The sequence below is a fragment of the Azospirillum brasilense genome (assembly GCF_008365405.1).
In the GTDB taxonomy this organism is placed as follows: domain Bacteria; phylum Pseudomonadota; class Alphaproteobacteria; order Azospirillales; family Azospirillaceae; genus Azospirillum; species Azospirillum brasilense_D.
Map to the genome: position 1 here is coordinate 283550 of NZ_QOKV01000004.1, position 25348 is coordinate 308897.

General features: G+C 69.6%; 22 protein-coding genes. 12 read left to right on the forward strand and 10 right to left on the reverse strand.

Going from position 1 to position 25348, the window contains the following annotated elements:
* Positions 1-5: 5 nt before the first annotated feature.
* From DS837_RS09870 to DS837_RS09885, 4 genes are read left to right on the forward strand one after another with little or no spacing between them, the layout of a single operon-like run.
* The gene (locus tag DS837_RS09870) at positions 6-824 is read left to right on the forward strand and encodes a metal ABC transporter ATP-binding protein (protein ID WP_149164569.1); all 819 of its coding nucleotides are present in this window, start codon (positions 6-8) and stop codon (positions 822-824) included.
* Complete coding sequence (locus DS837_RS09875) at positions 821-2014, forward strand: metal ABC transporter permease (protein ID WP_149164570.1); 1194 nt, start codon at positions 821-823, stop codon at positions 2012-2014. The genes DS837_RS09870 and DS837_RS09875 overlap by 4 nt, the downstream gene beginning before the upstream one ends.
* A complete protein-coding gene (locus tag DS837_RS09880) occupies positions 2011-2997 on the forward strand; it encodes a metal ABC transporter permease (protein WP_149164571.1) in 987 nt (328 codons plus the stop codon). Before DS837_RS09875 ends, DS837_RS09880 begins: the two co-directional genes overlap by 4 nt.
* 31 nt (positions 2998-3028) lie before the next feature.
* Entirely contained in the window at positions 3029-6442 is a 3414-nt protein-coding gene (locus DS837_RS09885; RefSeq protein WP_149164572.1) for a PAS-domain containing protein, read from the forward strand.
* 7 nt (positions 6443-6449) lie between these two features.
* Here DS837_RS09885 and DS837_RS09890 read toward each other — a convergent pair whose 3' ends face one another.
* Both DS837_RS09890 and DS837_RS09895 read right to left on the reverse strand, forming a co-directional pair.
* Complete coding sequence (locus DS837_RS09890) at positions 6450-6659, reverse strand: cold-shock protein (protein WP_014238764.1); 210 nt, start codon at positions 6657-6659, stop codon at positions 6450-6452.
* A 369-nt stretch (positions 6660-7028) separates the two neighbouring features.
* Complete coding sequence (locus tag DS837_RS09895; protein WP_149164573.1) at positions 7029-8453, reverse strand: sigma-54-dependent transcriptional regulator; 1425 nt, start codon at positions 8451-8453, stop codon at positions 7029-7031.
* 280 nt (positions 8454-8733) lie between these two features.
* Between DS837_RS09895 and coaBC the strand changes: the two genes are divergently transcribed.
* The 8 genes from coaBC to DS837_RS09935 all read left to right on the forward strand — a co-directional run bounded on the left by coaBC (position 8734) and on the right by DS837_RS09935 (position 14680).
* Positions 8734-9990, forward strand: a complete 1257-nt coding sequence (gene coaBC, locus DS837_RS09900) for a bifunctional phosphopantothenoylcysteine decarboxylase/phosphopantothenate--cysteine ligase CoaBC (protein ID WP_149164574.1) — start codon at positions 8734-8736, stop codon at positions 9988-9990.
* Positions 9987-10481 (forward strand): dUTP diphosphatase, encoded by a 495-nt coding sequence (gene dut, locus DS837_RS09905; protein WP_149164575.1) that lies wholly within the window; start codon positions 9987-9989, stop codon positions 10479-10481. Before coaBC ends, dut begins: the two co-directional genes overlap by 4 nt.
* Entirely contained in the window at positions 10481-10936 is a 456-nt protein-coding gene (locus DS837_RS09910; protein ID WP_149164576.1) for an RrF2 family transcriptional regulator, read from the forward strand. The genes dut and DS837_RS09910 overlap by 1 nt, the downstream gene beginning before the upstream one ends.
* Positions 10937-11011: 75 nt before the next feature.
* On the forward strand, positions 11012-11971 hold the full coding sequence (cysK, locus tag DS837_RS09915) for a cysteine synthase A (protein ID WP_149164577.1): 960 nt from the start codon (positions 11012-11014) through the stop codon (positions 11969-11971).
* A gap of 313 nt (positions 11972-12284) precedes the next feature.
* Positions 12285-13094 carry a hypothetical protein gene (locus tag DS837_RS09920; protein WP_149164578.1) on the forward strand — a complete coding sequence of 270 codons (810 nt, stop codon included), beginning with the start codon at positions 12285-12287 and terminating at the stop codon, positions 13092-13094.
* A gap of 74 nt (positions 13095-13168) precedes the next feature.
* A complete protein-coding gene (locus DS837_RS09925; RefSeq protein WP_149164579.1) occupies positions 13169-13957 on the forward strand; it encodes a HesA/MoeB/ThiF family protein in 789 nt (262 codons plus the stop codon).
* A gap of 22 nt (positions 13958-13979) precedes the next feature.
* Positions 13980-14417 carry a DsrE family protein gene (locus DS837_RS09930; protein WP_149164580.1) on the forward strand — a complete coding sequence of 146 codons (438 nt, stop codon included), beginning with the start codon at positions 13980-13982 and terminating at the stop codon, positions 14415-14417.
* Between the two features lie 5 nt (positions 14418-14422).
* The gene (locus tag DS837_RS09935; RefSeq protein WP_149164581.1) at positions 14423-14680 is read left to right on the forward strand and encodes a hypothetical protein; all 258 of its coding nucleotides are present in this window, start codon (positions 14423-14425) and stop codon (positions 14678-14680) included.
* A gap of 217 nt (positions 14681-14897) precedes the next feature.
* On the opposite strand, the gene phoB is transcribed toward DS837_RS09935, so the two are convergent.
* From phoB to DS837_RS09975, 8 genes are all read right to left on the reverse strand, one after another.
* Entirely contained in the window at positions 14898-15602 is a 705-nt protein-coding gene (gene phoB / locus DS837_RS09940) for a phosphate regulon transcriptional regulator PhoB (protein WP_145623059.1), read from the reverse strand.
* A 31-nt stretch (positions 15603-15633) separates the two neighbouring features.
* Positions 15634-16434, reverse strand: a complete 801-nt coding sequence (phoU, locus tag DS837_RS09945; protein WP_149164582.1) for a phosphate signaling complex protein PhoU — start codon at positions 16432-16434, stop codon at positions 15634-15636.
* Between the two features lie 45 nt (positions 16435-16479).
* Positions 16480-17265: a phosphate ABC transporter ATP-binding protein PstB gene (gene pstB, locus DS837_RS09950; RefSeq protein ID WP_186466067.1), complete on the reverse strand. Its 786-nt coding sequence runs from the start codon at positions 17263-17265 to the stop codon at positions 16480-16482.
* Between the two features lie 37 nt (positions 17266-17302).
* Positions 17303-18601 (reverse strand): phosphate ABC transporter permease PstA, encoded by a 1299-nt coding sequence (pstA, locus tag DS837_RS09955; RefSeq protein WP_211102155.1) that lies wholly within the window; start codon positions 18599-18601, stop codon positions 17303-17305.
* Positions 18594-19976: a phosphate ABC transporter permease subunit PstC gene (gene pstC, locus DS837_RS09960; RefSeq protein ID WP_149164583.1), complete on the reverse strand. Its 1383-nt coding sequence runs from the start codon at positions 19974-19976 to the stop codon at positions 18594-18596. Before pstC ends, pstA begins: the two co-directional genes overlap by 8 nt.
* Positions 19977-20068: 92 nt before the next feature.
* Positions 20069-21112, reverse strand: coding sequence for a PstS family phosphate ABC transporter substrate-binding protein (locus DS837_RS09965; protein ID WP_149164584.1), 1044 nt, complete (start codon positions 21110-21112; stop codon positions 20069-20071).
* Positions 21113-21304: 192 nt separating this feature from the next.
* The gene (locus tag DS837_RS09970; RefSeq protein ID WP_149164585.1) at positions 21305-22816 is read right to left on the reverse strand and encodes an ATP-binding protein; all 1512 of its coding nucleotides are present in this window, start codon (positions 22814-22816) and stop codon (positions 21305-21307) included.
* Between the two features lie 149 nt (positions 22817-22965).
* A complete protein-coding gene (locus DS837_RS09975) occupies positions 22966-25236 on the reverse strand; it encodes an NADP-dependent malic enzyme (RefSeq protein ID WP_149164586.1) in 2271 nt (756 codons plus the stop codon).
* Between the last annotated feature and the right edge of the window lie 112 nt (positions 25237-25348).

The following is a 25348-nucleotide window of genomic DNA, read 5'->3' on the forward strand; positions in this document are numbered from 1 at the left end:
GGACCATGCAGTATCTCTGGCGCACCCCCGGCAGCCGCACCGCCCCCGAAGAGGCCTCGCCCATCGGACCGCCGCCCCTGGAGATCCGCGGCCTGACCGTCGCCTACCACCGCCGGCCGGTGCTGTGGAACGTCGATTACGCCGCCCCGCCGGGCGGGCTGATCGCCGTGGTCGGGCCGAACGGCGCGGGCAAGTCGACCCTGATCAAGGCGTGCCTCGGGCTCGTCCCGCGGGTGTCGGGAACGGTCGAGGTGTTCGGGCGCCCGATCGCGAAGCAGCGCCGCCTGATCGGCTATGTGCCGCAGCGGGAAAGCGTGGATTGGGACTTCCCCGTCTCGGCGCTCGACGTGGTGGCGATGGGCCGTTACGGGAAGATCGGCTGGTTCCGCCCGGTCACCCGCGCCCACAGGGAGGCGGCGCTGCACGCGCTGGAGCGGGTGGGCATGGCCGACTTCGCCCGGCGCCAGATCGGCCAGCTGTCCGGCGGCCAGCAGCAGCGCGTCTTCCTGGCCCGCGCGCTGGCGCAGGAGGCGCAGCTCTATTTCATGGACGAGCCCTTTGCCGGGGTGGACGCGGCGACGGAGCGCGCGGTGCTTCAGGTGCTGCGCGACCTCGACGCCGCCGGGCGGACGGTGATCTGCGTCCACCACGACCTCCAGACGGTCAGCGACTATTTCGACCACGCGCTTCTGCTCAACACACGGGTGGTCGCCCAGGGGCCGGTCGCGCGGGTGATGACACCCGACCTGCTGTCCCGCACCTACGGCGGGCGGCCGATGCCGGCCCCCGCGGCATTGGGGACATTGGGGGCGGAGGCGTCATGATCGATGAGGCCTTGCGCATCCTGACCTTCCAGTCCGGCTTCAACAGCGCCGTGGTGGTCGCCGGGACCGCCGCGCTGGGGCTGGCCGGCGGGACGGTCGGCACCTTCCTGCTGCTGCGCCGCCGCGCGCTGGTCAGCGACGCGCTGAGCCACGCCACCCTGCCCGGCATCGCCGTCGCCTTCCTGGTCGGGGCGGTGCTCGGCCTGCCGGAACGGTCGCTGCCGCTGCTGCTGACCGGGGCGGTGGCCAGCGGGGTGGTCGGGCTGCTGACCGTGCAGGCGCTGTCCCGCTTCACCCGGCTGACCGAGGATTCGGCGATCGGCGCGGTGCTGTCGGTCTTCTTCGGGCTGGGCGTCGTGCTGCTCAGCGTCATCCAGAACCTGGAGCTGGGTGGGCAGGCCGGGCTGAAGACCTTCATCCTGGGCCAGACCGCCGCCATGGCGCAGGGCGAAGCCATCGCCATCGGCCTGCTGGCCGCCGGAGCGGCGCTGGCCGTCGCCCTGCTGTTCAAGGAATTGCGGGTGCTGGCCTTCGATCCCGGCTTCGCCGCCGTGCAGGGCTGGCCGGTGGGGGCGCTCGACCTCGTGCTGATGGGGCTGGCGACTCTGGTGACGGTGATCGGGCTCCAGACGGTGGGGCTGATCCTGGTGGTGGCGCTCCTCATCATCCCGCCCGCCGCGGCGCGCTTCTGGACCGACCGGCTGCCCGCCCTGACCGTCGCCGCGGCGGTGATCGGCGCGCTGTCCGGCTGGCTCGGCGCCACCCTGTCGGCCCTGCTGCCCAAGCTGCCGGCGGGGGCGGTCATCGTCCTGGTCGCCGGGGGTTTCTTCCTGCTCAGCTTCCTGTTCGCCCCGGCGCGCGGGCTGGTCGCCGCCGCGCTGCGCCAGGGGCGGCTGCGCCTGACCTTCGCGGAGCGGCGCGCCCTGACCGACCTTTTGGACGGCCGGCCGGTGGAAGGCTCCGTGGCGCTCTGGCTGCGCCTGCGCGGCTACACCCGGGACGGCGCCCTCACCCCCGCCGGGCAGACCGCCGCCCGCGCGGCGGCGCGCGACCGCCGGCTGTGGGAGCGGTTCCTGGCCGACTATCCCGCCCTGCTGCCCGCCCACGCCAACTGGGGCGTCGACCCCATCGACTCGGTCCTGCCCGGCGACATGGTCCGGCTGCTGGAGGAGCGGAGCGCCCCGTCATGATGCCCGACGTCCAGGAATTCCTTCAGATCGACGCCCCCGCCCTGCTCGCCGCGGTGCTGGCCTGCGCCGCCTGCGCGCTGGTCGGCAACTTCCTGGTGCTGCGGCGCCAGGGGATGATGGGCGACGCGGTCAGCCACGCCATCCTGCCCGGCATCGTCGGCGGCTTCCTGGTCGCCGGCACGCGGGAGACGCTGCCGATGATGCTCGGCGCGCTGGCCGCCGCGGCGCTGGCCGGCCTGCTGATCGAGGCGGTGCGGCGGCTGGGCCGGCTGGAGTCCGGCGCCGCCATGGGCGTCGTCTTCACCGTGATGTTCGCCGCCGGCGTGGTGATGATCGAGCAGGCGTCGGCCGGCGGGGTCGATCTGGACGCCGACTGCGTGCTCTACGGCCAGTTGGAGACCATCCTGTGGCTGGCCCCCAAGGGCTGGGAGTCGCTGACCGACCCGGCGGTGTGGGCCGCCCTGCCGCGGGAGGTGCTGACGCTGGCCGCGGTCTTCGCGCTCTGCGTCGCGCTGGTCGGGCTGTTCTACAAGGAGCTGAAGATCACCACCTTCGATCCGGCGCTGGCCTCCACGCTGGGCATCCCGGCGGGGCTGTTCCATTACGGGGTGGTGCTTCTGGTCGCCGCCACGGCCATCGCCGCCTTCGAGGCGGTGGGCTCCATCCTGGTCATCGCCATGCTGATCGCCCCGCCCGCCGCGGCGCGCCTGCTGACCGACCGGCTGGCCGCGCAGATCCTGCTCAGCGTCGCGCTGGGGGTGCTGGCGGCGCTGGCCGGCTATGGCGCCGCCGCCTTCGGGCCGATGCTGCTGGGGGCGTCGCACTCGCTGAACGCGGCGGGGATGATCGCGGTGGCGTCCGGGCTGATCCTGGCGCTGGCCGTCCTGTTCGGGCCGCGCCACGGCCTGCTGGGGCGGCGCCGCGCCGTCGGCCGGCTGCGCGCCGACCCCGGATTCATTGCTCCGGAGGCGCAAAAGCCGTAACGTTTTCGCTTCGTCCGATGCGGAGCGCCGAATGCCGTTCCCCCACCGCCGGCTGCGCCGTTGGAGCTGGCTCACCCTGATCGCGTTCCTCCTCCTGATGGCGAGCGCGCTGCACACGCTGCAGCATCTTCTGGAGCATGGAACGGGCGAGCTGATCTGGCCCTTCTTCGGGATCGGGCTGGCCGGCGTGGTGATGGGTCTGGCGGTGCTGCACGAACGGGAGGCCACCCGGCGCGCCCAGGCGGAGGCCCGCGCCGCCGACAGCCGGGCGGCCGACGCCCACCGCCGCCTGTCCGAAGCCATCGAGGTCGTCAACGAGGGCTTCGCCCTGTTCGACGCCGATGACCGGCTGGTCCAATGCAACGCCCGATTCCGCGAGATCTACGCCCTGCTGGGGCCTCTGGAGCCCGGCATCACCTTCGAATCGCTGATCCGCCGCGCCGCCGCCGCCGGCCATTACCCCGACTGCGGCCCCGGCGACATCGACCGCTGGGTCGAGCGGGAGATGGAGCGGCACCGCAACCCGCAGGGGCCGCAAGTGCTGCGGATCGGCGACGGGCGCTGGTTCAAGATCGAGGAGCGGCGGACCAGCGACGGCGGCTATGTCGGGCTGCGCACCGACATCAGCGAGTTGAAGCGGCGCGAGCAGGAACTGGCCCACAAGTCCGACCTGCTGGAGGCCACCTTCAGCGCCATGTCGCAGGGCCTCGTGGTGTGGAGCGCGGACTATCATTTCCTGACCTGCAACCGGCGCCTGCGGGAGATGCTCGACCTGCCGGACGACGCGCTCCATCCCGGCCTGAGCATGCCCGGCTTCCTGCGCTTCATGGCCCAGCGCGGCGAGTTCGGCCCCGGCGATACGGCGGAGATCGTCGCCCGCCATATGACCAACCTGCGTCCCGAGGGAGTCAGCCGCATCGAGCGCACGCGCCCCGACGGCCGGGTCCTGGAGATCACCGCCAGCTTCCTGCCCGACCGCTCGGTCCTGATGACCTACACGGACATCACCGATCACCGCCGGGTGGAGCGAGCCCTGCGCGAGAGCGAGGACCGCTTCCGCAAACTGTCGGACGCCGCCATCGACGGCATCCTGGTCCATGAGCAGGGGGTGATCGCCGACGCCAACCGCGCCGCCGCCGCCATCCTGGGCTATGCGCCGGACGAGCTGACGGGGCAGTCCATCACCGCGCTGATGGCGCCGGAGGACCGCGAACTCTCCTGGCGGCGCATCCGCGCCCGCGACGAGTCTCCCTTCGAGACCGTCTGCCTGCGCCGCAACGGCGAGCGCCTGACGGTGCAGGGGGAGACCCGCTACGTTCCCTACCGCGGGCGGACGATGGCGATGGTGTCGTTCCGCGACATCACCGCCCACCGCCGCACCGAGGCGCAACTCCGCCTCGCCAAGGAACAGGCGGAACTGGCGAGCCGGGCCAAGTCGGAGTTCCTGCGCACCATCAGCCACGAGATCCGCACCCCGATGAACGGCGTCCTGGGCATGCTGGGTCTCCTGCTGGACGGCCCGCTGGGCGAGGAGCAGCGCGCCTACGCCCGCACCGCCCGCGAGTCGGCAGAGGCGCTGCTGTCCATGCTCAACGACGTCCTGGACATTTCCAAGATGGAGGCCGGGAAGCTGACCCTGGAGTCGGGCCGCTTCTCCCCCGCCGAGGTGGTGGAGAGCGTGGTCGAGCTGCAGGCCGCCCGCGCCTTCGCCAAGGGGATCGAGCTGGCCGTCTGCGTTCCCGGCGGCCTGCCGGCGGCGTTGCGCGGCGACTCGGGGCGGGTGCGGCAGGTCCTGCTGAACCTCGTCGGCAACGCCGTGAAATTCACCGACCACGGCGGCGTCGCCGTCACCCTGTCGGCGGTGGCGTCGGACCAGGACGGCGAAGGCCGCGCGCCGCCACGCCTGCGCTTCGAGGTGGCCGACACCGGCATCGGCATTCCACAGGACGCGCAGGCCGACCTCTTCACCGAATTCTCACAGGTGCATCCCCGCCTGTCGCGCCGCCACGACGGCGCCGGGCTGGGGCTGGCGATCTCCAAGCGCCTGGTGGAGATGATGGGGGGAAGCATCGGCTTCGACAGCGCCGCCGGTCAAGGCAGCCGCTTCTGGTTCACCCTGCCGCTGGAGCCCGGGCCGCTGGAGCCCGGGCCGCTGGAGCCCGGTACGCTGGAGCCCGGTACGCCGCGGATCCCCGACGCGGAGCCGCCGTTGGCCGGACAGACGGTGCTGCTTTTGGAGTCCAATCCCGTCGCCCGGCGGACTCTGGCCGAACAGCTCCGCTCCTGGGGCGCCACGGTCAGCGCGCCGGACGTGATGGCGATGGTGGCGGGGCTGGACGCCGGCACCCCGCCCGTTGCCGACGCCGCGGTGATCGGCAGCGTGGAAACACCGGTCGCCGGTTCCCTGCCCGACCGGCTGCGCGCGCGGGGCGTCGGGCGGATCGTCCGGCTCGCGCTGCCGCACCGGAGCATGGGAGGGGATGGCAACGGCGCCGACGCTACGGTGACGAAGCCGGCCCGGCCCTCCCGCCTGCTCGCCGCCGTGACCGGGCGGAGCGTGACGGAGGCACCGCCCGCCGCGCCGCCGTCTCTGAAAAGCTTGGCCACCCCGTCCACGGCCGGAACGGCCCAGCGGATTCTCCTCGTCGAGGACAGCCCGACCAACCAGATGGTCGCCGCCCTGCTGCTGCGCGGCGCCGGCTATCGGGTCGACATCGCCAACAACGGGCGGGAAGCGCTGGAGGCGATGGAGGCCGCGGCGCCCGGCCCGTCGCCCTACGGGCTGGTCCTGATGGACCTCGCCATGCCGGAGATGGACGGGCTGACCGCCACCCGCCGGCTGCGCGGCCTGCCGCCGCCGGCCGGCACCGTCCCGATCATCGCCATGACCGCCGACGCCATGGACAGCGACCGCGAACGCTGCCTGGCGGCCGGGATGAACGGGCATGTCGCCAAGCCCATCGACCGCCTGCATCTGCTGGAAACCGTGGCCCGCTGGCTGGACGCCACCCCGGCGGAAGGCGCCGCGCCCGCGGTTCCGTCGGACGCCCCCGCCACAGCCCCGGCGGGCATCGTGGATGTGGGTGTGCTGGATATGGAAGTGCTGCAGCAGCTCGCCCGGGATCTCGACGCGGAGCTTCTGGCCGATGTCATCCGCCAGTTCGTGGAGGAGACGCTGGAGCGGGCCGAGAGGATCGCCGGCGGCGGGGCGGAAGCGGCGGGGGGAGGCCCGGCCGATCTCACCGGGCTGGCGAAGGAGGCCCACACGCTGAAGAGTACCGCGGGGACCTTCGGCGCCCGCGACCTGTCGGCGGCCGCCCGGGCGCTGGAGCTGGCCTGCCGGAGCAACGCGGTGGGCGAGGTGACGTCGCTGTGCCGCGACATTCCCCGCCTCACCCGGGAAGCCGTGGAGGCGTACCGGGTCCGCGGCTACGTCACGTCATGACGTCGCTTCACTCCATGACGCTGATGTTGACCGCGGCGTCCTTGCCGTTGTTGCCGCGCGCGACCTCGAACTCGACGCGCTGGCCCTCGGACAGGGCGTGAAGACCCGACTTCTGCACGGCCGTGATGTGCACGAACACGTCCTTGGCGCCGGCCTCCGGCGCGATGAAGCCATATCCCTTGGTGGTGTTGAACCATTTGACGGTGCCGGTGGTCATAAGGCGAACTCCTGCTCCTCGGTCGGGGGCCCGCCGCCGGTCCGCGCCGCGGGGCGCAACGGGTCGGCGAAGGACGATGGACGGTGCGGCGGTCATGTGCGGCGATCCGGTGTGGCGCCACGCGGAAGCGCAAGCAAAGCAACGCGAGGGGAGGCTAGCTGGATGGCACCGCAACCGGCAAGGCGGCTTCACGGCATATGCCCAATGTAGCCAGACCGGTCATTTTGAAATAAGCCGATGGCGGCAGGTCCCGGCACGGCAAGACTTTCGATGGTCTTGCGTGAATTGAACGCACACGAAGTCTATGCTTCGGCAGAACCAATGGTGCGGGGCAAGAGCGGGGGATGGGACTCCCGGCGCGACCGGGTGTCAGAGTTTTCCTTCGGCCTGCCAGGCGAGGCGCTTGCGGTAGATGGTCGAGGCGCTGATCTCCAGCAGGGCCGCGGCGCGGGGGATGTTGCCGTCGCAGGCGGCGATGGCCTCTTCGATGGCGTCGCGCTCCACCTCCCACAGCGGCTTCACCGTCTTGGGGGATGGCGCGTGGGCCACGGAGCCATGGCCGCCGCCATGACCGTTTCCGCCGCCGTTCGCCGGCAGCGGCGCGGCGGTCCCCGCCGGGGTGGCGAGCGGGGCCGGCAGCATGGCCGGCGTCACCGTGTCGCCGTCGTGCAGCACCACGATGTTGCGCACCACGTTCTGCACCTGCCGCACGTTGCCCGGCCAGTGGTAGGTGCGCAGCGCCTGTTCCGCCGCCGGGGAGAAGCGGACGAAGGCCTTGCCCTCCTCCCGCGCGTAATCGGTCAGGAACTGGCCGCAGATCTCCAGCACGTCGTCCTCGCGCTCGCGCAGCGGCGGCAGGTGGATGGGGATGACGTGCAGACGGTAATAGAGATCCTCGCGGAACCGCCCCTCCTCGACCTCGCGCAGCGGGTCGCGGTTGGTCGCGCAGATGATGCGCAGATCGACCTTCTCCAGCTTGCTGCCGCCGACCGGCGTGAAGGTGCCGGTCTGGATGAAGCGCAGCAGCTTGGTCTGGAGGTCGGGCGCCAGCTCGCAGATCTCGTCGAGGAACAGGGTGCCGCCGTTGGCCCGCGCCGCCGCCCCCTCGCGGTCGGCCACCGCCCCGGTGAAGGAGCCCTTCATGTGGCCGAAGATCTCGCTCTCCATCAGGTCCTTGGGGATGGCCCCGCAGTTGATGGCGATGAAGGGCCGGTCGGCCCGCGGGCTCTGCCGGTGGATGGCCTCGGCGCAGACCTCCTTGCCGGTCCCCGACTCGCCGGTGATGAAGACCGTCGCGCGGGAGGAGGCGGCGCTGTCGATGATCCGGTAGACCGCCTGCATCGCCAGCGAGGAGCCGAGGAAGCCGTGGTAGCGGCTGCGCCCCAGGTCCTTCTCGAAGCTGTCGACCAGTTGGGCGAGGCGCAGCCGCTCCATGGCGTTGCGCACGGTGACGGTCAGTCGCTCCGCCGAGAAGGGCTTCACCAGGAAATCATAGGCGCCGTAGCGCATCGCCTCCACCGCCACCCCGACCGACCCGTGGGCGGTGATGATGATGACCGCGCAGGGCAGCGCCTGGGCGCTGATCCGCTTCAGCACCTCCATCCCGTGCATGTCGGGAAGCTGGAGGTCCAGCAGCACGATCCGCGGCACGCCGTCGGCCAGCTGCTCCAGCGCTGCGGCCCCCGTCTCCACCGTGGTGACGGCGGTGCAGTCCTTCTTCAGGAACTCCGCATAGACGCGGGCCAGCGACGGCGTGTCTTCGACGAGAAGGATTGGCGTGGAGCGCGGGGGCATGGACCGTTTGAATTCAAAGGAAAAATGCGGAAAAGACCATCGGATTGCCCTGGTTATCAGCAAATCCTTAAAAATGCACTCTACGCGATGTTGGGCCGTGGACGAAAGACCTGGCATGCGGCCGCGCAACGAAATATCACGCCCACAGTTTCACACCCCCATCATGGATGTGCATTTCACACCGGATTCGCTGTGAGGATCAGCGATGGACGCTTGTACCGGGCGCCGTGATGGAATATCTGAATTCTACAAAATCCATAGCAAGGAGCGGCGGACCCCCGTGGCCGAAACATCCGTGCTGTCCGGCAAGCGCATCCTGCTCGTCATCGCGGGCGGCATCGCGGCCTACAAAAGCCTGGAGCTGATCCGCCGCCTGAAGGAGCGTGGCGTGCGCGTGCGCGCGGTCCTGACCCGGGCCGGGGCGCAGTTCGTCACGCCGCTGTCCGTGCAGGCGCTGACCGAGGACACCGTCTACCAGGATCTGTGGTCCCTGACCGACGAATCGGAAATGGGGCACATTCAGCTCTCGCGCGACGCCGACCTGCTGGTCGTCGCCCCGGCCACCGCCAACCTGCTGGCCCGCATGGCCGCCGGCATGGCCGACGATCTGGCCGCCACCGTGCTGCTGGCCACCGACAAGCCGGTGCTCGTCGCCCCGGCGATGAATGTCCGCATGTGGGAGCATCCGGCGACCCGCGACAACCTCGCGCTTCTGGAAAAGCGCGGCGTGCGCCGGATCGGCCCGAACAAGGGCGAGATGGCCTGCGGCGAGTACGGGTTCGGGCGCATGGCCGAGCCGATGGAGATCGTCCAGGCCATCGCCGCCCATTTCGAAGAGCTGGACGCGCCCAGGCCGCTGGCCGGCAAGCGCGCCCTGGTCACCAGCGGCCCGACGGTCGAGCCCATCGACCCGGTGCGCTACATCGCCAACCGCTCCTCCGGCAAGCAGGGCCACGCCATCGCCGAGGCGCTGCGGCGGCTGGGCGCCGACGTGACGCTGGTCACCGGCCCGACCCGCCTGCCCGACCCGCCCGGCTGCACCGTGCGCGCCATCGAGACGGCGCGGGAGATGCTGGCGGCCTGCGAGTCGGCCCTGCCCGCGGACATCGCGGTCTGCGCCGCCGCCGTCGCCGACTGGCGGGTGGCCGGCGAGTCGGACCGCAAGCTGAAGAAGGACGGCGGCGGCCCGCCGAGCCTGACCCTGACCGAGAATCCCGACATCCTGGCGACCCTGTCCCAGGCCGGGCCGCGCCGCCCGGCGCTGGTCGTCGGCTTCGCCGCGGAGACCGGCAACGTGGTCGACTACGCGACCGCCAAGCGCGCGCGCAAGGGCTGCGACTGGATCGTCGCCAACGACGTGTCGCCGGGCACCACCACCTTCGGCGGGGCCGACAACACCGTCCATCTGATCCGCGCCGACGGCGCCGAGGACTGGCCCACCATGGGCAAGGACGCCGTGGCCGCCCGCCTGGCCGAGGCCATCGCCCGGCATTTCAATCCGCCTTCCACCCCCGCCCCCCAGGAGACCATTCCGTGAGCGCAACGGCACCCGCCATTCCCGTTCCCATCGTCCGGCTCGCCCACGCCGCGGGGCTGGACCTGCCGGCCTACGCGACGGAGCATGCGGCGGGCATGGACCTGCTGGCCGCGCTGGCTGAACCGGTCGTCCTGGAGCCGGGCCGCCGCGCGCTGATCCCCACGGGCATCGCCTTCGCCCTGCCCGACGGCTACGAGGCGCAGGTGCGGCCGCGCTCCGGTCTGGCGCTGAAGCACGGGGTCACGGTGCTGAACAGCCCGGGCACCATCGACGCCGATTACCGCGGCGAGGTCGGGGTGATCCTGATCAACCACGGCGACCAGCCCTTCACGGTGGAGCGCGGGCAGCGCATCGCCCAGCTGGTGATCGCCCGCTACGAGCGCGCCGCCTGGGCCGAGTCGGCCGCGCTTCCCGACAGCGCCCGTGGGACCGGCGGCTTCGGCTCCACCGGCCGGTTCGCCTCGCCTTCCCCCGCGCAGGAGACGCACTGATGCTCCGCATCTCCAAGAAGCTGATGTTCGCGATCGAGGCGGTGCTGGACATCGCCTACAACGCCGGCACCGAGCCCGTGCAGTCCGGCGAGATCACCCGCCGCCAGGGCATCCCCAAGCGCTATCTGGAGCAGGTTCTCCAACAGCTCGTCCGCGACGGCGTCCTGGCCGGCGTGCGCGGCCCGCGCGGCGGCTACCGGCTGGCCCGCGAGCGCCGGCGCATCACGCTGGGCGAGATCGTGAAGGTCGTCCGCTCCATGGAAACCGCGACCGACCCCATCGAGGAACCGGCCGGTTCCATCCTGGGGCACAAGGTGGTGCGCCCGCTGTGGAACGATCTTCAGGAGGAATGCATGAAGAAGCTCGACGACATCACCATCGAGGATCTCTGCCTGCGCGCCCGCACCGCCGGCGTCGAGAGCGAGACCGAAGAGCGCATCGATTTTACGATTTGATCCCACCCGGAGAACGGTTAAATTCTACGCATTCTGTAGAAAGTGGGAAAATACCACACACCGGAGGAGTGAAAAATGCCGGGTTCCGAGTTTCGCGGTAAGATCTACGACAGCATTCTCGACACCGTCGGCGCCACGCCGCTGGTGCGCGTCAAGCGGCTGGCCGAGGAGGCCGGCGCCAAGGCCCAGATCGTCGGCAAGCTGGAGTTCTTCAACCCGCTGGCCAGCGTGAAGGACCGCATCGGCTTCGCCATGATCGACGCCGCGGAGCGCGCCGGCGCCATTGAGCCGGGCCGCACCACCCTGGTCGAGCCGACGTCGGGCAACACCGGCATCGCGCTGGCCTTCGTCGCCGCCGCCAAGGGCTACCGCCTGATCCTGACCATGCCGGAAAGCATGTCGGTGGAGCGGCGCAAGATGCTGAAGCTGCTCGGCGCCGAGCTGGTGCTGACCCCGGCGGCGGAGGGCATGAAGGGCGCCATCCGCCGGGCCGACGAGATCGTCGCCACCGATCCGAACGCCTACATGCTCCAGCAGTTCAAGAACGCTGCCAACCCGGAGATCCACCGCAACACGACGGCGGAGGAAATCTGGAAGGACACCGACGGCAAGGCCGACTTCCTGATTTCCGGCGTCGGCACCGGCGGCACGCTGACCGGCGTGTCGGAGGTCCTGAAGGCCCGCAAACCCGGTTTCCGCACCATCGCGGTGGAGCCGGAGGACAGCCCCGTCCTGTCCGGCGGCATGCCCGGCCCGCACAAGATCCAGGGCATCGGCGCCGGTTTCGTGCCGGACGTCCTGAAGAAGGACCTGATCGACGAGGTCGTCCGCATCTCCAACCAGCGCGCCTTCGAGACGGCCCGCAAGGTGGCGAAGCTGGAAGGCATCCCGGTCGGCATCTCCTCGGGCGCGGCTCTGGCCGCGGCGCTGGAGATCGGCGCCCGTCCCGAGAACGAGGGCAAGCTGATCGTCGTGATCCTGCCGTCCTTTGCCGAGCGCTATCTTTCCACCGCCCTGTTCGAAGGGTTGGAGTAACACCGGCATCCCCCTCCCACACGCGTCGTTCACGCGCGGGGGAGGGGGAACTCCAGCATGTTTTCTTGCGCAACCGGGCGGCGAATATTGCGCCGCCGCGCATCCTGCTGTAGAGTGGGGTACGTCCGGTCTTTTCGCCCGTCCTTGGCATTGGGCGGCGTTTTGACAAAAAGATTGGATTTTAGTAATCTAACCTGTCAGTGCCGGGAGTTTCAGCCGGCGCGGCTCCGCCCATTCGGGCGACGGTCCGTCTTGCGGCACGGCCGCCCGACGATACGGGGCTGACGGCACAGGACCAGCGGGGGAGGCCATCATGGGCATCACGATTCCGAATGCCTCGACGATGAACTGGTTCCAGTTCCGCGGCATCACCGACGAATTGGACTCCAACCTCGCGTCCACCGACTATCGCAAGTTCACGGTGTCGAAAAACGGCGAATTCAATTTCAGAATCGCCGACATCAACACCAACATCAAGATCGTCGACCAGAACAACAAGGTCGTCGCCGAGGCGAAGGCGAAGAACGAGGCGGCGGAGGTCAGCGCCAAGCTCGGTCCCGGCACCTACACGGCGGTCATCTCCCAGGCCGCGCGCGGCGTGAACAACCGCGAATACACGCTGGACATCACCGAACGACAGAACATCATGATGGTGGGGTCGGGCGCCCAGATGAAGGGCACCGCCCGCGCCATCCTCGGCAAGGATCCCGGCGTCCAGAAGCACACGCTGACCGTCGCCCAGGGCGGCGAGTTCGTCGGCAACATGTCCCTTCCCTTGACGCGCTGGGCGATCATGAGCAAGGAGGGCAAGGTCGTGGCCTCCGGCGACACGATGGATCCGGCCAAGTCGGGCGAGGACATGCTGAAGAAATCCAGCTTCAAGATCGAACCCGGCCAGTACGAGCTGGTGATCGTTCCGCCGAAGAACGTGCTCGGTGAAATCCCCTATCAGCTCAATTTCCTTCAGAAGGTCGCCAAGTCGCCCGACGAAGCGGAGGAGCGGCCGTTCGACAAGATCATGCGGGAGCGCGAGGCCCGGCTGAAGCAGTGGGCGGCGGAGGACGCGAACAAGCCGTCAAGCCAATCGAAGACCACCCCCTACAAGATGAACCTGCTCGCCTGACGCCACCGCCCTTGGCAAGGTCCCGAGCGAGGGGGCTTGCGTGGCATGGGGCGTTCCGCGCTATTCTGCGGATCATGGATTTCACTGACACCCAGCTTCACCGCTATTCCCGCCACATCATCCTGCCGGAGGTCGGCGGCGTCGGGCAGGAGGCACTGCTGCGCGCCCGTGTCCTGGTCGTCGGGGCCGGCGGGCTGGGCGCCCCGCTTCTGCTCTACCTCGCCGCGGCGGGGGTGGGCACCATTGGCGTCATCGACGACGACACGGTGGACCTGTCCAACCTGCAACGGCAGGTGATCCACGACGAATCGACGTTGGGCCTGCCGAAGGTGGAGAGCGCCGCCGCCCGCATCCGCGCGCTGAACCCCGACGTGGCGGTGGAGGTGCACAAGGCGCGGCTGACCAGGGACAACGCGCTGGACCTGATCGGGCGGTACGACATCGTGGCCGACGGGTCCGACAATTTCGCCACGCGCTTCCTGCTCAACGACGCCTGCTATTTCGCCAAGAAGACGCTGGTGTCGGCGGCGATCCTGCGCTTCGACGGGCAGGTGTCCACCTTCAAGGCGCATCTCGGCGCCCCGCACCCCTGCTACCGCTGCCTGTTCCCGGAACCGCCGCCGCGCGGCCTGGTGCCGTCCTGCTCCGAGGGCGGCGTCCTGGGGGCGCTGGGCGGCTTCGTCGGCTCGCTCCAGACGACCGAGGTGCTGAAGGAGATCATGGGCATTGGCGAGGGCCTGTCGGGCAGCCTGATGATGCTCGACACGCTGCACGCCTCCTTCCAGCGCATCACGGTGCGCCGCGACCCGGACTGCCCGCTGTGCGGCACCCACCCGACCATCCACGACCTGTCCGCCCACTGAGCGGCGGCTGAGAGGCTCCCCCATGGAAGGTCCCGAGAACCTGTCGATCGTCCTGTTCGCGGGCGGCTTCGACCGGGTGCACTACGCCCTGGTGATGGCCAGCGCGGCGGCGGCGACCAACCGCAAGGTCACGCTGTTCTTCACCGGCCGTGCCCTGAACACGCTGCTGGCCGAGGGTGCGGACGGCGCGCCGGGCTGGCACCGGCTGGACCCCGCCGACGACGGCAGCCGCCCGGCGGAGCGCGACGGTTTTTTCACCGCCAACGGGCTGGCCGGCTTCGAGGAGTTGCTGGAGGCCTGCGTGATGCTGAAGGTCACGGTCATGGCCTGCGAGATGGGCCTGCGCGCGCTCGGCCTGCCTGCCGGCGTGCCGCTGCGCCCGGACGTGCCGGTGAAGACCGGCGGAGTCGTCACCTTCCTGAACGACGCGCCGAAGACCGGCGCGATCCTGTTCGTGTGAGCGCGATGACCGACGACCACAGCCTGGTGATCGAGCACGCGAACCGCTTCGAGGCGATCGCCGCGGAAGGCTTCGAGGGCCGGCCCTACCGGGACGCGCTGGCCCATCTGGCGCAGCATGTGACGGCGCATCCCGATCTCGCCCCGCGGGTGGCGCACGCCCTGCGCATGATGATCGGCTTCATCGAGGACAGCGACCCGGCGAAGCGCTTCGGCCCGAAGGTCGATATTCTGCGGGAGGCGGTGGGGCTGCTGGAGGGGTAGGCAGTTCCGGCACGGTGCCCCCACCCTTCCCACGGCTTCGCCGCGGGCCCCTTCCCTCCCCCGCTTCGCAGGAGAGGGAAAATTAGTCCCCTCCCCTGCGAAGCTCTCGCGCAAACCAAAGGTTTGCGCTGACGCGGCAGGCGGACCTTCGGTCCGCCGAGAGCGGGGGAGGGTTAGGGAGGGGGCAAGGACTGAGCCCGTGTAGGCAGGAAAACGGTCAGATGGACTTGCTGTCCAGCGCGTAGCCCGCCGAGCGGACGGTGCGGATCAGGTCCATCTCCGTCTCCTCGTTCATCGCCTTGCGCAGGCGGCGGATGTGAACGTCCACAGTGCGCGGCTCGACATAGACGTCGTGGCCCCACACCACGTCGAGAAGCTGTTCACGCGAGAAGACACGGCCGGGATGCTGCATGAAATGGCGCAGCAGGCGGAACTCGGTCGGCCCCAGATGCACGTCGCGCCCGTTCCGGCGCACCCGGTGGGCGGCCAGATCCATGGTCACGTCGGCGAACTGCAGCGTCTCGTCGGTCATGCCGGGGGCCGAGCGGCGCAGCACGGCGCGCATGCGGGCGACCAGCTCGGTCGGGGAGAAGGGCTTGGTGATGTAGTCGTCGGCGCCGGAATTCAGGCCGCGCACGCGGTCCGCCTCCTCGCCGCGGGCGGTCAGCATGATGATCGGGATATCGCGCATCTTGCTGTTGCGGCGCATCTGGCGGCAGACCTCCAGGCCCGACATCAGCGGCAGCATCCAGTCGAGCAGGACGATGTTCGGCGTCTGCTCCCCGGCCAGCAGAAGGGCTTCCTCGCCGTCGGTGGCGGCGTTCACGCGGAAGCCTTCCTTCTCCAGATTGTACTTCAGCAGCGTCACGATGTCGGCTTCGTCCTCGACGACGAGGACGAGCGGCTTCAGCGCCGAATTCATGCTTGTCCCGCTCCCACTGCGCGTATCGCCGTCACGCGGCATGTCCCGCTCCATCGTTATCCGGGCCGCCGTCCCGCGGCAATCCCCGTTCCACAGCCTCCGTGGCCGCATCCATGATCGAACCGTCTGGCTCGACCACGGCGAAGCTGCTGCCGTCGTTCTTCGGACGCGCAGCGCGCAGCGTCGTCCCGACCACCAGATAATGGATGGTCTCGGCGATGTTGGTGGCGTGGTCGCCGATCCGCTCCAGGTTCTTCGCCATGAACAGCAGGTGCGTGCAGGGCGTGATGTTGCGCGGGTCCTCCATCATGTAGGTCAGGACCTCGCGGAACAGGCTGGTGTAGAGGTCGTCCAGCTCCTCGTCGCGCTCCCAGGCGGCGATGGCGCGCTGGACGTCGCGCTCGATGTAGGCGTCCAGCACGTCCTTCATGATCGACTCGACCAGCCGCCCCATGCGCGGGATGGCCGCCGCTGGGCGCACCACCGGCACCTGGGCCAGCGCCAGCGAGCGCTTGGCGATGTTGGAGGCGTAGTCGCCGATCCGCTCCAGGTCCGCCGCGATCTTCAGCGCCGACACGATCTCGCGCAGGTCCTGGGCCAGCGGCTGGCGCAGGGCGAGCAGGCGTACGGCCTCGGCGTCGATGTCGCGCTCGTAGGCGTCGATGCGCCGGTCGGCCTGCATGACCTGGGCGGCCAGCGCGACGTCGCGGCGGGCCACCGCCTTCACGGCGGCGTCCACCTGCGCTTCGGCGACGCCGCCCATCTGGGTGATCAGGTTGGACAGGCGCTCAAGTTCGTGCGCGAAGGAACGCACGATGTGTTCGGTGCTCATGCTTCACGTCCTTCGCTGATGGAGGATTCGCGGCGAGGCGGGAGATCAGCCGTAGCGGCCGGTGATGTAGCCCTGGGTGCGCTCGTCCCGCGGGTTGGTGAAGATTTCCTCGGTGTCGTCGCATTCCACCATGTCGCCCAGATGGAAGAAGGCGGTCTTCTGGGAGACGCGGGCCGCCTGCTGCATGTTGTGGGTGACGATGACGATCGTGTAGTTCTCGCGCAGCTCGTCGATCAGCTCCTCGATGTGGGCCGTCGCGATGGGGTCGAGCGCCGAGCAGGGCTCGTCCATCAGGATCACCTCGGGGCTGACGGCGATGGCGCGGGCGATGCACAGGCGCTGCTGCTGGCCGCCGGACAGGCCGGTGCCCGGCTCGCGCAGGCGGTCCTTCACCTCGTTCCACAGGCCGGCGCGCTTCAGCGAGGTCTGGACGATCTCGTCCATCTCGTCGCGGTGGCTGGCGATGCCGTGGATGCGCGGGCCGTAAGCGATGTTGTCGTAGATCGACTTCGGGAACGGGTTCGGCTTCTGGAAGACCATGCCGACGCGGGCGCGGAGCTGCACGGCGTCGATGTTCTTGCCGTAGACGTCCTCGCCGTCAAGCGCGATCAGCCCCTCGACGCGGCAGTTCTCGATGGTGTCGTTCATACGGTTCAGGCAGCGCAGGAACGTCGACTTGCCGCAGCCGGACGGGCCGATCAGCGCCATCACGCGGTTTTCCTGGATCTCCAGGTTGATGCCCTTGAGCGCCTGTTTGGCCCCGTAGAACACCTTGACGTCGCGGGCGACCATCTTGGTGCCGTGGATGCCGGCGGCGGGACGCGAAGGCATGGCCGTGGCCGGGATGTGGGTCTGGACGCTCATGGGGTTACCAACGCCTCTCGAATTTCTTGCGCAGGAAGACGGCCAGGCCGTTCATCAGGATGAGGAAGGCGAGCAGGATCAGGATCGCCGCGGAGGTGCGCTCCGTGAAGGCCCGCTCGGGGCTGTCCGCCCACATGTAGATCTGCACCGGGATGGCCGTGGCGCTGTCGGTCAGGCCGCCCGGGATGTCCACGATGAAGGCGACCATGCCGATCATCAGCAGCGGCGCCGTCTCACCGAGCGCGCGGGCCATGCCGATGATGGTGCCGGTCAGGATGCCCGGCAGGGCCAGCGGCAGGACGTGGTGCGTCACCGTCTGCAGCGGCGAGGCGCCGACGCCCAGGGCCGCCTCGCGGATCGACGGCGGCACCGCCTTCAGCGCGACGCGCGAGGCGATGATGATGACCGGCAGGGTCATCAGCGCCATCACCAGACCGCCGACCAGCGGGGCGGAGCGCGGCAGCCCGAAGAAGCCGAGGAACACCGCCAGACCGAGCAGGCCAAAGATGATCGACGGCACCGCGGCGAGATTGTTGATGTTGACCTCGATCAGATCGGTCCAGCGGTTCTTCGGCGCGAACTCCTCCAGATAGACCGCGGCGGCGATGCCGATGGGCACCGACAGCAGCATAGTCACCACCAGCGTCAGGGCGGAGCCGACGACGGCCCCTAGGATGCCCGCCTGCTCCGGCTCGCGGCTGTCGCCGGCGGTGAACAGGGTGGTGTTGAAGGTGTTGCGGATCGACCCGTTGGCGACCAGCGCGTCGATGGCGGCGATCTTGACGTCGTTCAGCCGGCGCTCGCTCTCCGGCACGTCGCGCCGGATGAAGCCCTTCATGAACTGGTCGATCTCGTCGTCGGCGCGGACCCAGACCGTCTGCGTGGTGCCGACGATGGAAGGGTTGGCGTTGACCATCGCCTCCAACTCGTACGGCGCGCCGGAGGACAGCAGGTCGTTCAGCGAGCGTCGGGTGGCGCGGTCGGTGGCCGCCGGGACCTGGGCGTAGAGCGCCTGGCGGACGAGGGCGGTGTAGTTCCGCTCCTCGACCTGCTGCTTGTCCAGGGTCACCTCAAGCCGGATCTGCGCCTGCCAGAAGGCGGTGTAGCCCTTGCTGACGATGGAGCCGAGCAGAACCACCAGCATCAGCGAGGCGATCCCGACGGCGAGCATCCCGGCGATCCGGAACCGGCGCTCCGCGGCGTAGCGGCGGCGCAGGCGGGCGGAGAACTCCTCGCTCTGGTAGCGCGACTTGGTGACGGCGACCGACATGGCCCGCGTATCCTGTTCCACGAGGTCAGTCATATTTCTCTCGATACTTCTGGACCACCCGGAGGGCGACCATGTTGAGGGTGAGGGTCACGACGAACAGGACGAGGCCCAGCCCAAAGGCCGACAGCGTCTTGGGGCTGTCGAACTCCTGGTCGCCGACCAGCAGCGTGGCGATCTGCGTCGTCACCGTGGTCACGGCGTCCAGCGGGTTGGCGGTCAGGTTGGCGGTGAGGCCGGCGGCCATGGTGACGATCATCGTCTCGCCGATGGCGCGGCTGACCGCCAGCATGACGGCGGCGACGATGCCCGGCAGGGCGGCGGGCAGCACGACCAGCCGGATCGTCTCCGACTTGGTGGCGCCCAGCCCGTAGGAGCCGTCGCGCAAGCTCTGCGGCACCGCGTTGATGACGTCGTCCGACAGCGAGCTGACGAAGGGGATGATCATCACGCCCATCACGAAGCCGGCGGCCAGCGCCGATTCGGAGCTGACGCTCAGCCCCAGGCTGTTGCCCACGTCGCGGACGAAGGGCGCCATGGTCAGGGCGGCGAAGAAGCCGTAGACCACGGTCGGGATGCCGGCCAGCACCTCCAGGATCGGCTTCAGCCAGGTGCGCAGGCCCGGGCTGGCGTATTCCGACATGAAGATGGCCGCCATCAGCCCGACCGGAACCGCCACCGCCATGGCGATACCGGTGATCAGCAGCGTGCCGGCGAACAGCGGGATCGCGCCGAAGGAGCCGCTGGAGCCCACCTGGTCGGCGCGCATGGCCATCTGCGGGCTCCAGTGCGTGCCGAACAGGAACTCCAGCGGGTTGACCACCGCGAAGAAGCGGATCGCCTCGAACAGAAGCGACAGCACGATGCCGATGGTGGTCAGGATGGCGACCAGCGAGCAGATGACCAGCGCGATGTTGACCGTGCGCTCCACCCGGTTGCGAGCGCGCAGGTCGGGGTCGATCCGGCCGCGGGCATAGAGCAGCCCGCCGATGGCGATGCAGCAGCCGATGACCAGCAGGCTCCAGTCGCCGAGCGCGTGCAGCCGCAGATAGCGCTCCGCCGCGGCGACCACCTCCGGGTCGGGCTCGCGGCCGGTGGCGACGCCGTGGGCGAGGTTCAGAATGTCGGCGCGCAGCAGGCCGAGCGACTGGGCGTCGCCGTTGACCAGCCGGTCCGGCAGGCCGGACAGGACCATCTGCATGACCAGCCAGCCTTCCGATGCCCCCCAGAAGGCGAAGAGCAGCAGGGCCGGAAGCCCCGCCCAGAGGGCGACGTAGAAGCCGTGGTAGGACGGCACCGAATGAAGCTCGACGATGCGGCCGCCGACGGAGGCGACGGCACGCGACCGGCCCATCTGGTAACCGATCACTGTGAGCAGGGCCAGAATGATGAGCAGTACCGTGAGCTGCATGCGAAACCGCCGGAAATGGGCTGAAAACGGGCTCCTGGCACAAACGGGAAACCGGCGGCCCTCCGAGGAGGGCCGCCGGTGCCGTCAGCCGGTCAGAGCTGGAGCGGGGTCAGGTTGGTCGCCGAGGTGCGGGCGGCGTCGCGCTCCGCCTTCGGCATGGAGATCAGGCCCTTGTCGCCCAGATAGCCGTCCTCGCCCATCGCGCGCTCCGAGGTGAACTCGGCGATGAACTCGCGGATGCCCGGGATGACGCCGGCGTGGGCGTTCTTGATGTAGACGAACAGCGGGCGCGACAGCTCGTACTTGCCGGCCTGGACCGCTTCCGGCGACAGCTCGACACCGTCCATCTTGGCGGTCTGCAGCTTGTCGCGGTTCTGGTCGTAGAAGCTGTAGCCGAACACGCCGAAGGCGTCCGGGTTGGCGGTCAGCTTCTGGACGATCAGGTTGTCGTTCTCGCCGGCCTCGACGTAGCCGCCGTCCTCGCGGATGGTCATGCAGGCCTTTTCGCGGGCCTTCTCGTCGGCGACGATCGTCTTGACCTCGGCGACCTTCTTGCAGCCTTCGAGCATCACCAGCTCGTTGAAGGTGTCACGGGTGCCGGACGTCGGGGGCGGGCCGAGGACCTCGATCTCCTTGTTGGGGAGCTTCGGGTCGATGTCCGACCACTTCTTGTAGGGGTTGGCGACCATCTTGCCGTCGACCGGCACGTCCTTGGCCAGGGCCTTCCACAGGATCTGGGTGGTCAGGTCGGTGTGCGGAGCCTGCTTGGAGTAGGCGAGCGCGATGCCGTCGTAGCCGACCTTCAGTTCGGTGATCTGGGCGACGCCGTTGGCGTTGCACTGCTCGACCTCGGACTTCTTGATGCGGCGCGAGGCGTTCGCGACGTCCGGGTGCTGCGGGCCGACGCCCGCGCAGAACAGCTTCAGGCCGCCGCCGGTGCCGGTCGACTCGACGACCGGGGTCTTGAACTTGCCGCCCTTGCCGAAGGCCTCGGCAACCGCCGTGGTGAACGGGAACACGGTCGAGGAGCCGACGGCGCGGATCTGGTCGCGCGACTGGGCGTTCGCAGCACCCGCGAAGGCGGCGGTCATGGCGACGACCGCGGCGGCGGTGACGGCGAGCTTCTTGGAATTCACGGTGATCCCTCCGATGGTCCGGATGTCTCTTTACCGGGGAACGCGATGGTCCAACCCCGTGCCGCTTCCCCCAGGGATGGGCGGCTTGCGGGGCGGACACTAGTCGGGGTCCGCGACGCGCTGATTACGGTTTTATGACAGTTTCATGACGGCGCCCACTTTCGGTCACGCCGATGGGGGTAGCCGCAACCTCTACGCTTGGCGCCGCGCGGGCTCCGCGGCGCGGCCCTCTCCCGACTCCTCCGACGCCGCCGGCAGATAGACCGTGAAGGTGCTGCCCACCCCCACCGCGCTCTCGATGGTCAGGCGCCCGCGGTGGCGGTTCACGATGTGCTTGACGATGGCCAGCCCCAGCCCGGTGCCGCCCATTGCCCGCGACCGCGCGGCGTCGACCCGGTAGAAGCGTTCGGTCAGGCGCGGCAGATGGGTGCGGGCGATGCCCTCCCCCTGGTCGCGCACGGCGACGGCGACCATCGGCATCCCCCGCCCGCCGCGGCCCGCCGGGCCGGACACCCCGACCGCCACGCCGTCGGCGAGCGACACGGCGACGGTCACGTCGGTGTTCTCGCGCGTGTATTTGATCGCGTTGCTGACGAGGTTCTGGAAGACCTGGGTGAGCTGGTCCTCGTCGCCGACCACCGCGGGCAGGCCGTCCGGCGCCTCCAGCGTCAGGCGGATGCGGCGGCTGGCCGCCTTCAGCTCCAGCGCCGCCATCACCCCGTCCAGCCGGTCCAGCACATCGACCTTTCCGGCGGGCGGCATGTGCTCGTCCAGCTCGATCCGCGACAGCGACAGCAGGTCGTTGACGAGGCGGGCCATACGGCTGGCCTGGTCCTGCATGATCGACAGGAAGCGCTCGTGCGCCTCCAGATCCTCGCGGGCGGGGCCGCGCAGCGTCTCGATGAAGCCGAGCAGGGAGGACAGCGGGGTGCGCAGCTCGTGGCTGGCGTTGGCGATGAAGTCGGCGCGCATCTGCTCCGACCGGCGCAGCGCGGTGATGTCGTGCAGCGTCAGGATGACCATCCGCCCCGGAACGGTTCCAGCGGCGGACGGCGCCCCGTCCTCGCCGGGCACCGGTCGGGGAACCCGCCGCTGGAAGGGCTTCACCCGCACCTCGAACATGCGCTCCACCGGCACCGGCAGGCTGAATTCGAGGATGCGCGAGGCGCCGCCCTTCAGCACCGCGTCCACTGCCTCCAGCACCGCCGGGTTGCGCAGCGAGGCGGCGAGGTCGCGGTCGAGGATGCGGTCGCCGAACAGGGCGCGCGCCGCTTGGTTGGCCCGCGCCACCTGCCGCTCCGCCCCGACCAGGACCAGCGGGTCGTGCAGCGCCTCGATGATGGATTCGTTGGCTTCGAGCTGGGCCAGCGCCAGTTCGGTGCGGGCGTTCATGACCCGGTGCAGCCGCACCGCCGCCGCCGCCGCCGCCCGCACCGGACCGGACGCGGTGACGGGCAACGCGGGGACCGGCTCCGTCGGGCCGGCGGCGAGCTGCGCGGCGTGAGCGGCCACCGTCCGCAGGTCGCGGGCATAGAGATGGAGCATCAGCGCCACCCCGCCGATCCCGGCCAGCCCGCCCAGAACCGCCACCAGCGGTCCGATCGCCCCCTGCCGCCACAGCCACCACAGAGCCGGCAGCAGCGGCGCCAGCACCAGCGCGGCGGCGAGGATCAACCGGAGGGGCGGCATCGGCTTGGGAATCATGATCGGCGCTTTCCGTGCGTCGGACGGTTGTCGGAACGGAACTCCGCTTGTACACCATCCCGCAAGCCGGTGAGCGGGCGTCACAAAAGATTAACGCGCGGGCCGGGGAAAGGCCCGGCCCGCGCGTCCATAGGAAACCGCCTGTCCGCTTACCAGGGCAGCGAGTCGTGGGCCGCCAGCGCCGCCGCGGTGACCAGATCGTTGACCGAGGCGCCCATGGTGACGATCTGCGCCGGCTTGTCCAAGCCGATCAGCAGCGGGCCGATCATCTGGCCGCCGGCCATCTTGTTGAGCAGCTTCGCCGTGATGTTGGCCGAATGCAGGCCGGGCATGATCAGCACGTTGGCCGGACCGGACAGCCGGCAGAACGGGTAGACCCGCTTCATCAACTGATAGTCCAGCGCCACGTCCGCCGACATCTCCCCGTCATACTCGAAATCGACCCGGCGGCTGTCGAGAATGGAGATGGCCTCGCGCAGCGGGTCGGTGTGGGGGTGCGGGTGCTGGCCGAAGTTGGAGAAGGACAGCAGCGCCACCCGCGGCTCGTGCCCCATCTGGCGCGCCTTGGCCGCGGCGCCGATGGCGATGTCGGCCAGCGTCCGGCCGTCCGGGCGGACATGCACCGTGGTGTCGGCGATCAGCACCGTGCGGTTGCGCGTCAGGAAGACGTGCAGGCCGAAGACCGGCTCGTTCGCCTTGGCGTCGATGACCCGACGGATCTCCTCGAAGGCCACGCCGAAGGTGCGGGTCAGGCCGGTGACCATGGCGTGGGCGTCGCCCTGCGCCACCATCAGCGCGGCGAAGACGTTGCGGTCCTGGTTCACCATGCGCTGGCAGTCGCGCAGCAGGGCGCCCTTGCGCTGCATCCGGCGGTACAGATAGTCGCTGTAGCGGCGGTTGGCGTCGGAGACGCGGGCGTTGTGGATCTCCAGCGAGACGCCGGACTGGCCCATCGCCGCCAGCTGCTCCTTGATGACCGCCTCGCGCCCGATCAGCACCGGCGTGCCGAAGCCGGCGGCGCGGTAGGCGAGCGCCGCGCGGATCGTCCGCTCCTCCTCGCCCTCGGCGAAGACGACGCGGCGCGGGTTGGCCTTCACCTTCTCCAGGATGAGCTGGAGGCTGTCCGCCGTCGGGTCGAGCCGGGTGCGCAACGAATTCCGGTAGCCCGCCAGATCGACGATGGGCTTGCGCGCCACGCCGGTCTCCATGGCGGCCTGGGCCACCGCGGCGGGGACCGTCACGATCAACCGCGGGTCGAAGGGCACCGGGATGATGTATTCCGGCCCATAGCGCAGGCGGCGGCCCGAATAGGCGGCGTCCACCTCGTCCGGCACGTCCTCGCGCGCCAGGGCGGCCAGCGCCTTGGCGGCGGCGACCTTCATCGCCTCGTTGATGGTGGTGGCCCGCACATCGAGCGCGCCGCGGAACAGGTAGGGGAAGCCCAGGACGTTGTTGACCTGGTTCGGGTAGTCGGAGCGGCCGGTCGCCACGATGGCGTCGGAACGGATGGCCTTCACCTCCTCCGGGGTGATTTCCGGATCGGGGTTGGCCAGCGCGAAGATGATCGGCTTGGCCGCCATTGACCTGACCATCTCCGGCGTCATCGCGCCCTTGGCCGACAGGCCGACGAAGACGTCGGAGCCGGCGACCGCTTCCTGGAGCGTGCGCTTGTCCGTCTCCACCGCGAAGGACGACTTCCACTGGTTCATGCCGTCGGTGCGGCCCCGGTAGACGACGCCCTTGGTGTCGCACAGGATGATGTTCTCGCGCGGCACGCCCATGGTGGTGAACAGCTCGGCGCAGGCGATGCCCGCCGCCCCGGCGCCGTTGACCACCATCGTCACGTCCTTGAGATTCCGCCCGGTGATGTCGCAGGCGTTGATCAGGCCGGCGGCGGCGATGATGGCGGTGCCGTGCTGGTCGTCGTGGAAGACGGGGATGTCCAGCAGTTCGCGCAGGCGCTCCTCGATGATGAAGCAGTCCGGCGCCTTGATGTCCTCAAGGTTGATGCCGCCGAAGCTCGGCCCGAGGAAACGGACGCAGTTGACGAACTCGTCGACGTTCTTGGTGTCGACCTCCAGATCGATGCCGTCCACGTCGGCAAAGCGCTTGAAGAGGACCGCCTTGCCCTCCATCACCGGCTTGGAGGCGAGCGCGCCGAGGTCGCCCAGACCCAGCACCGCCGTGCCGTTGGAGATGACGGCGACGATGTTGCCCTTGGCCGTGTAGTCGTAGGCCGTGCTGGGGTCTTCCGCGATGCGCAGGCAAGGAACGGCCACGCCCGGCGAATAGGCCAGCGACAGGTCGCGCTGGGTCGTCAGCGGCTTGGTCGGCGCGATCTCCAGCTTGCCCGGACGCCCGGAGGAGTGCAGCAGAAGGGCTTCTTCGTCGGTGACGCGCTTTGTATCGGGTTCGGTCATCGGGGTTCGGTTCCTGAGCGTAGGCTGTCGCAGCCGTTCTTCTTTGGGCCGGCCGTCGTTGTCATGCTCGGTTCCGGCCGGTCGGGCGGCGGATGTTAGCCCGCGCGGACGC

What these genes read in the sequence shown, in the direction of transcription:
- DS837_RS09870 (WP_149164569.1), top strand. Translation starts at nt 6, where the DNA reads ATGCAGTATCTCTGGCGCACCCCCGGCAGCCGCACCGCCCCCGAAGAG.
- DS837_RS09875 (WP_149164570.1), top strand. Translation starts at nt 821, where the DNA reads ATGATCGATGAGGCCTTGCGCATCCTGACCTTCCAGTCCGGCTTCAAC.
- DS837_RS09880 (WP_149164571.1), top strand. Translation starts at nt 2,011, where the DNA reads ATGATGCCCGACGTCCAGGAATTCCTTCAGATCGACGCCCCCGCCCTG.
- DS837_RS09885 (WP_149164572.1), top strand. Translation starts at nt 3,029, where the DNA reads ATGCCGTTCCCCCACCGCCGGCTGCGCCGTTGGAGCTGGCTCACCCTG.
- DS837_RS09890 (WP_014238764.1), bottom strand. Translation starts at nt 6,659, where the DNA reads ATGACCACCGGCACCGTCAAATGGTTCAACACCACCAAGGGATATGGC.
- DS837_RS09895 (WP_149164573.1), bottom strand. Translation starts at nt 8,453, where the DNA reads ATGCCCCCGCGCTCCACGCCAATCCTTCTCGTCGAAGACACGCCGTCG.
- DS837_RS09910 (WP_149164576.1), top strand. Translation starts at nt 10,481, where the DNA reads ATGCTCCGCATCTCCAAGAAGCTGATGTTCGCGATCGAGGCGGTGCTG.
- cysK (WP_149164577.1), top strand. Translation starts at nt 11,012, where the DNA reads ATGCCGGGTTCCGAGTTTCGCGGTAAGATCTACGACAGCATTCTCGAC.
- DS837_RS09920 (WP_149164578.1), top strand. Translation starts at nt 12,285, where the DNA reads ATGGGCATCACGATTCCGAATGCCTCGACGATGAACTGGTTCCAGTTC.
- DS837_RS09925 (WP_149164579.1), top strand. Translation starts at nt 13,169, where the DNA reads ATGGATTTCACTGACACCCAGCTTCACCGCTATTCCCGCCACATCATC.
- DS837_RS09930 (WP_149164580.1), top strand. Translation starts at nt 13,980, where the DNA reads ATGGAAGGTCCCGAGAACCTGTCGATCGTCCTGTTCGCGGGCGGCTTC.
- DS837_RS09935 (WP_149164581.1), top strand. Translation starts at nt 14,423, where the DNA reads ATGACCGACGACCACAGCCTGGTGATCGAGCACGCGAACCGCTTCGAG.
- phoB (WP_145623059.1), bottom strand. Translation starts at nt 15,602, where the DNA reads ATGAATTCGGCGCTGAAGCCGCTCGTCCTCGTCGTCGAGGACGAAGCC.
- phoU (WP_149164582.1), bottom strand. Translation starts at nt 16,434, where the DNA reads ATGAGCACCGAACACATCGTGCGTTCCTTCGCGCACGAACTTGAGCGC.
- pstB (WP_186466067.1), bottom strand. Translation starts at nt 17,265, where the DNA reads ATGCCTTCGCGTCCCGCCGCCGGCATCCACGGCACCAAGATGGTCGCC.
- pstA (WP_211102155.1), bottom strand. Translation starts at nt 18,601, where the DNA reads ATGACTGACCTCGTGGAACAGGATACGCGGGCCATGTCGGTCGCCGTC.
- pstC (WP_149164583.1), bottom strand. Translation starts at nt 19,976, where the DNA reads ATGCAGCTCACGGTACTGCTCATCATTCTGGCCCTGCTCACAGTGATC.
- DS837_RS09970 (WP_149164585.1), bottom strand. Translation starts at nt 22,816, where the DNA reads ATGATTCCCAAGCCGATGCCGCCCCTCCGGTTGATCCTCGCCGCCGCG.
- DS837_RS09975 (WP_149164586.1), bottom strand. Translation starts at nt 25,236, where the DNA reads ATGACCGAACCCGATACAAAGCGCGTCACCGACGAAGAAGCCCTTCTG.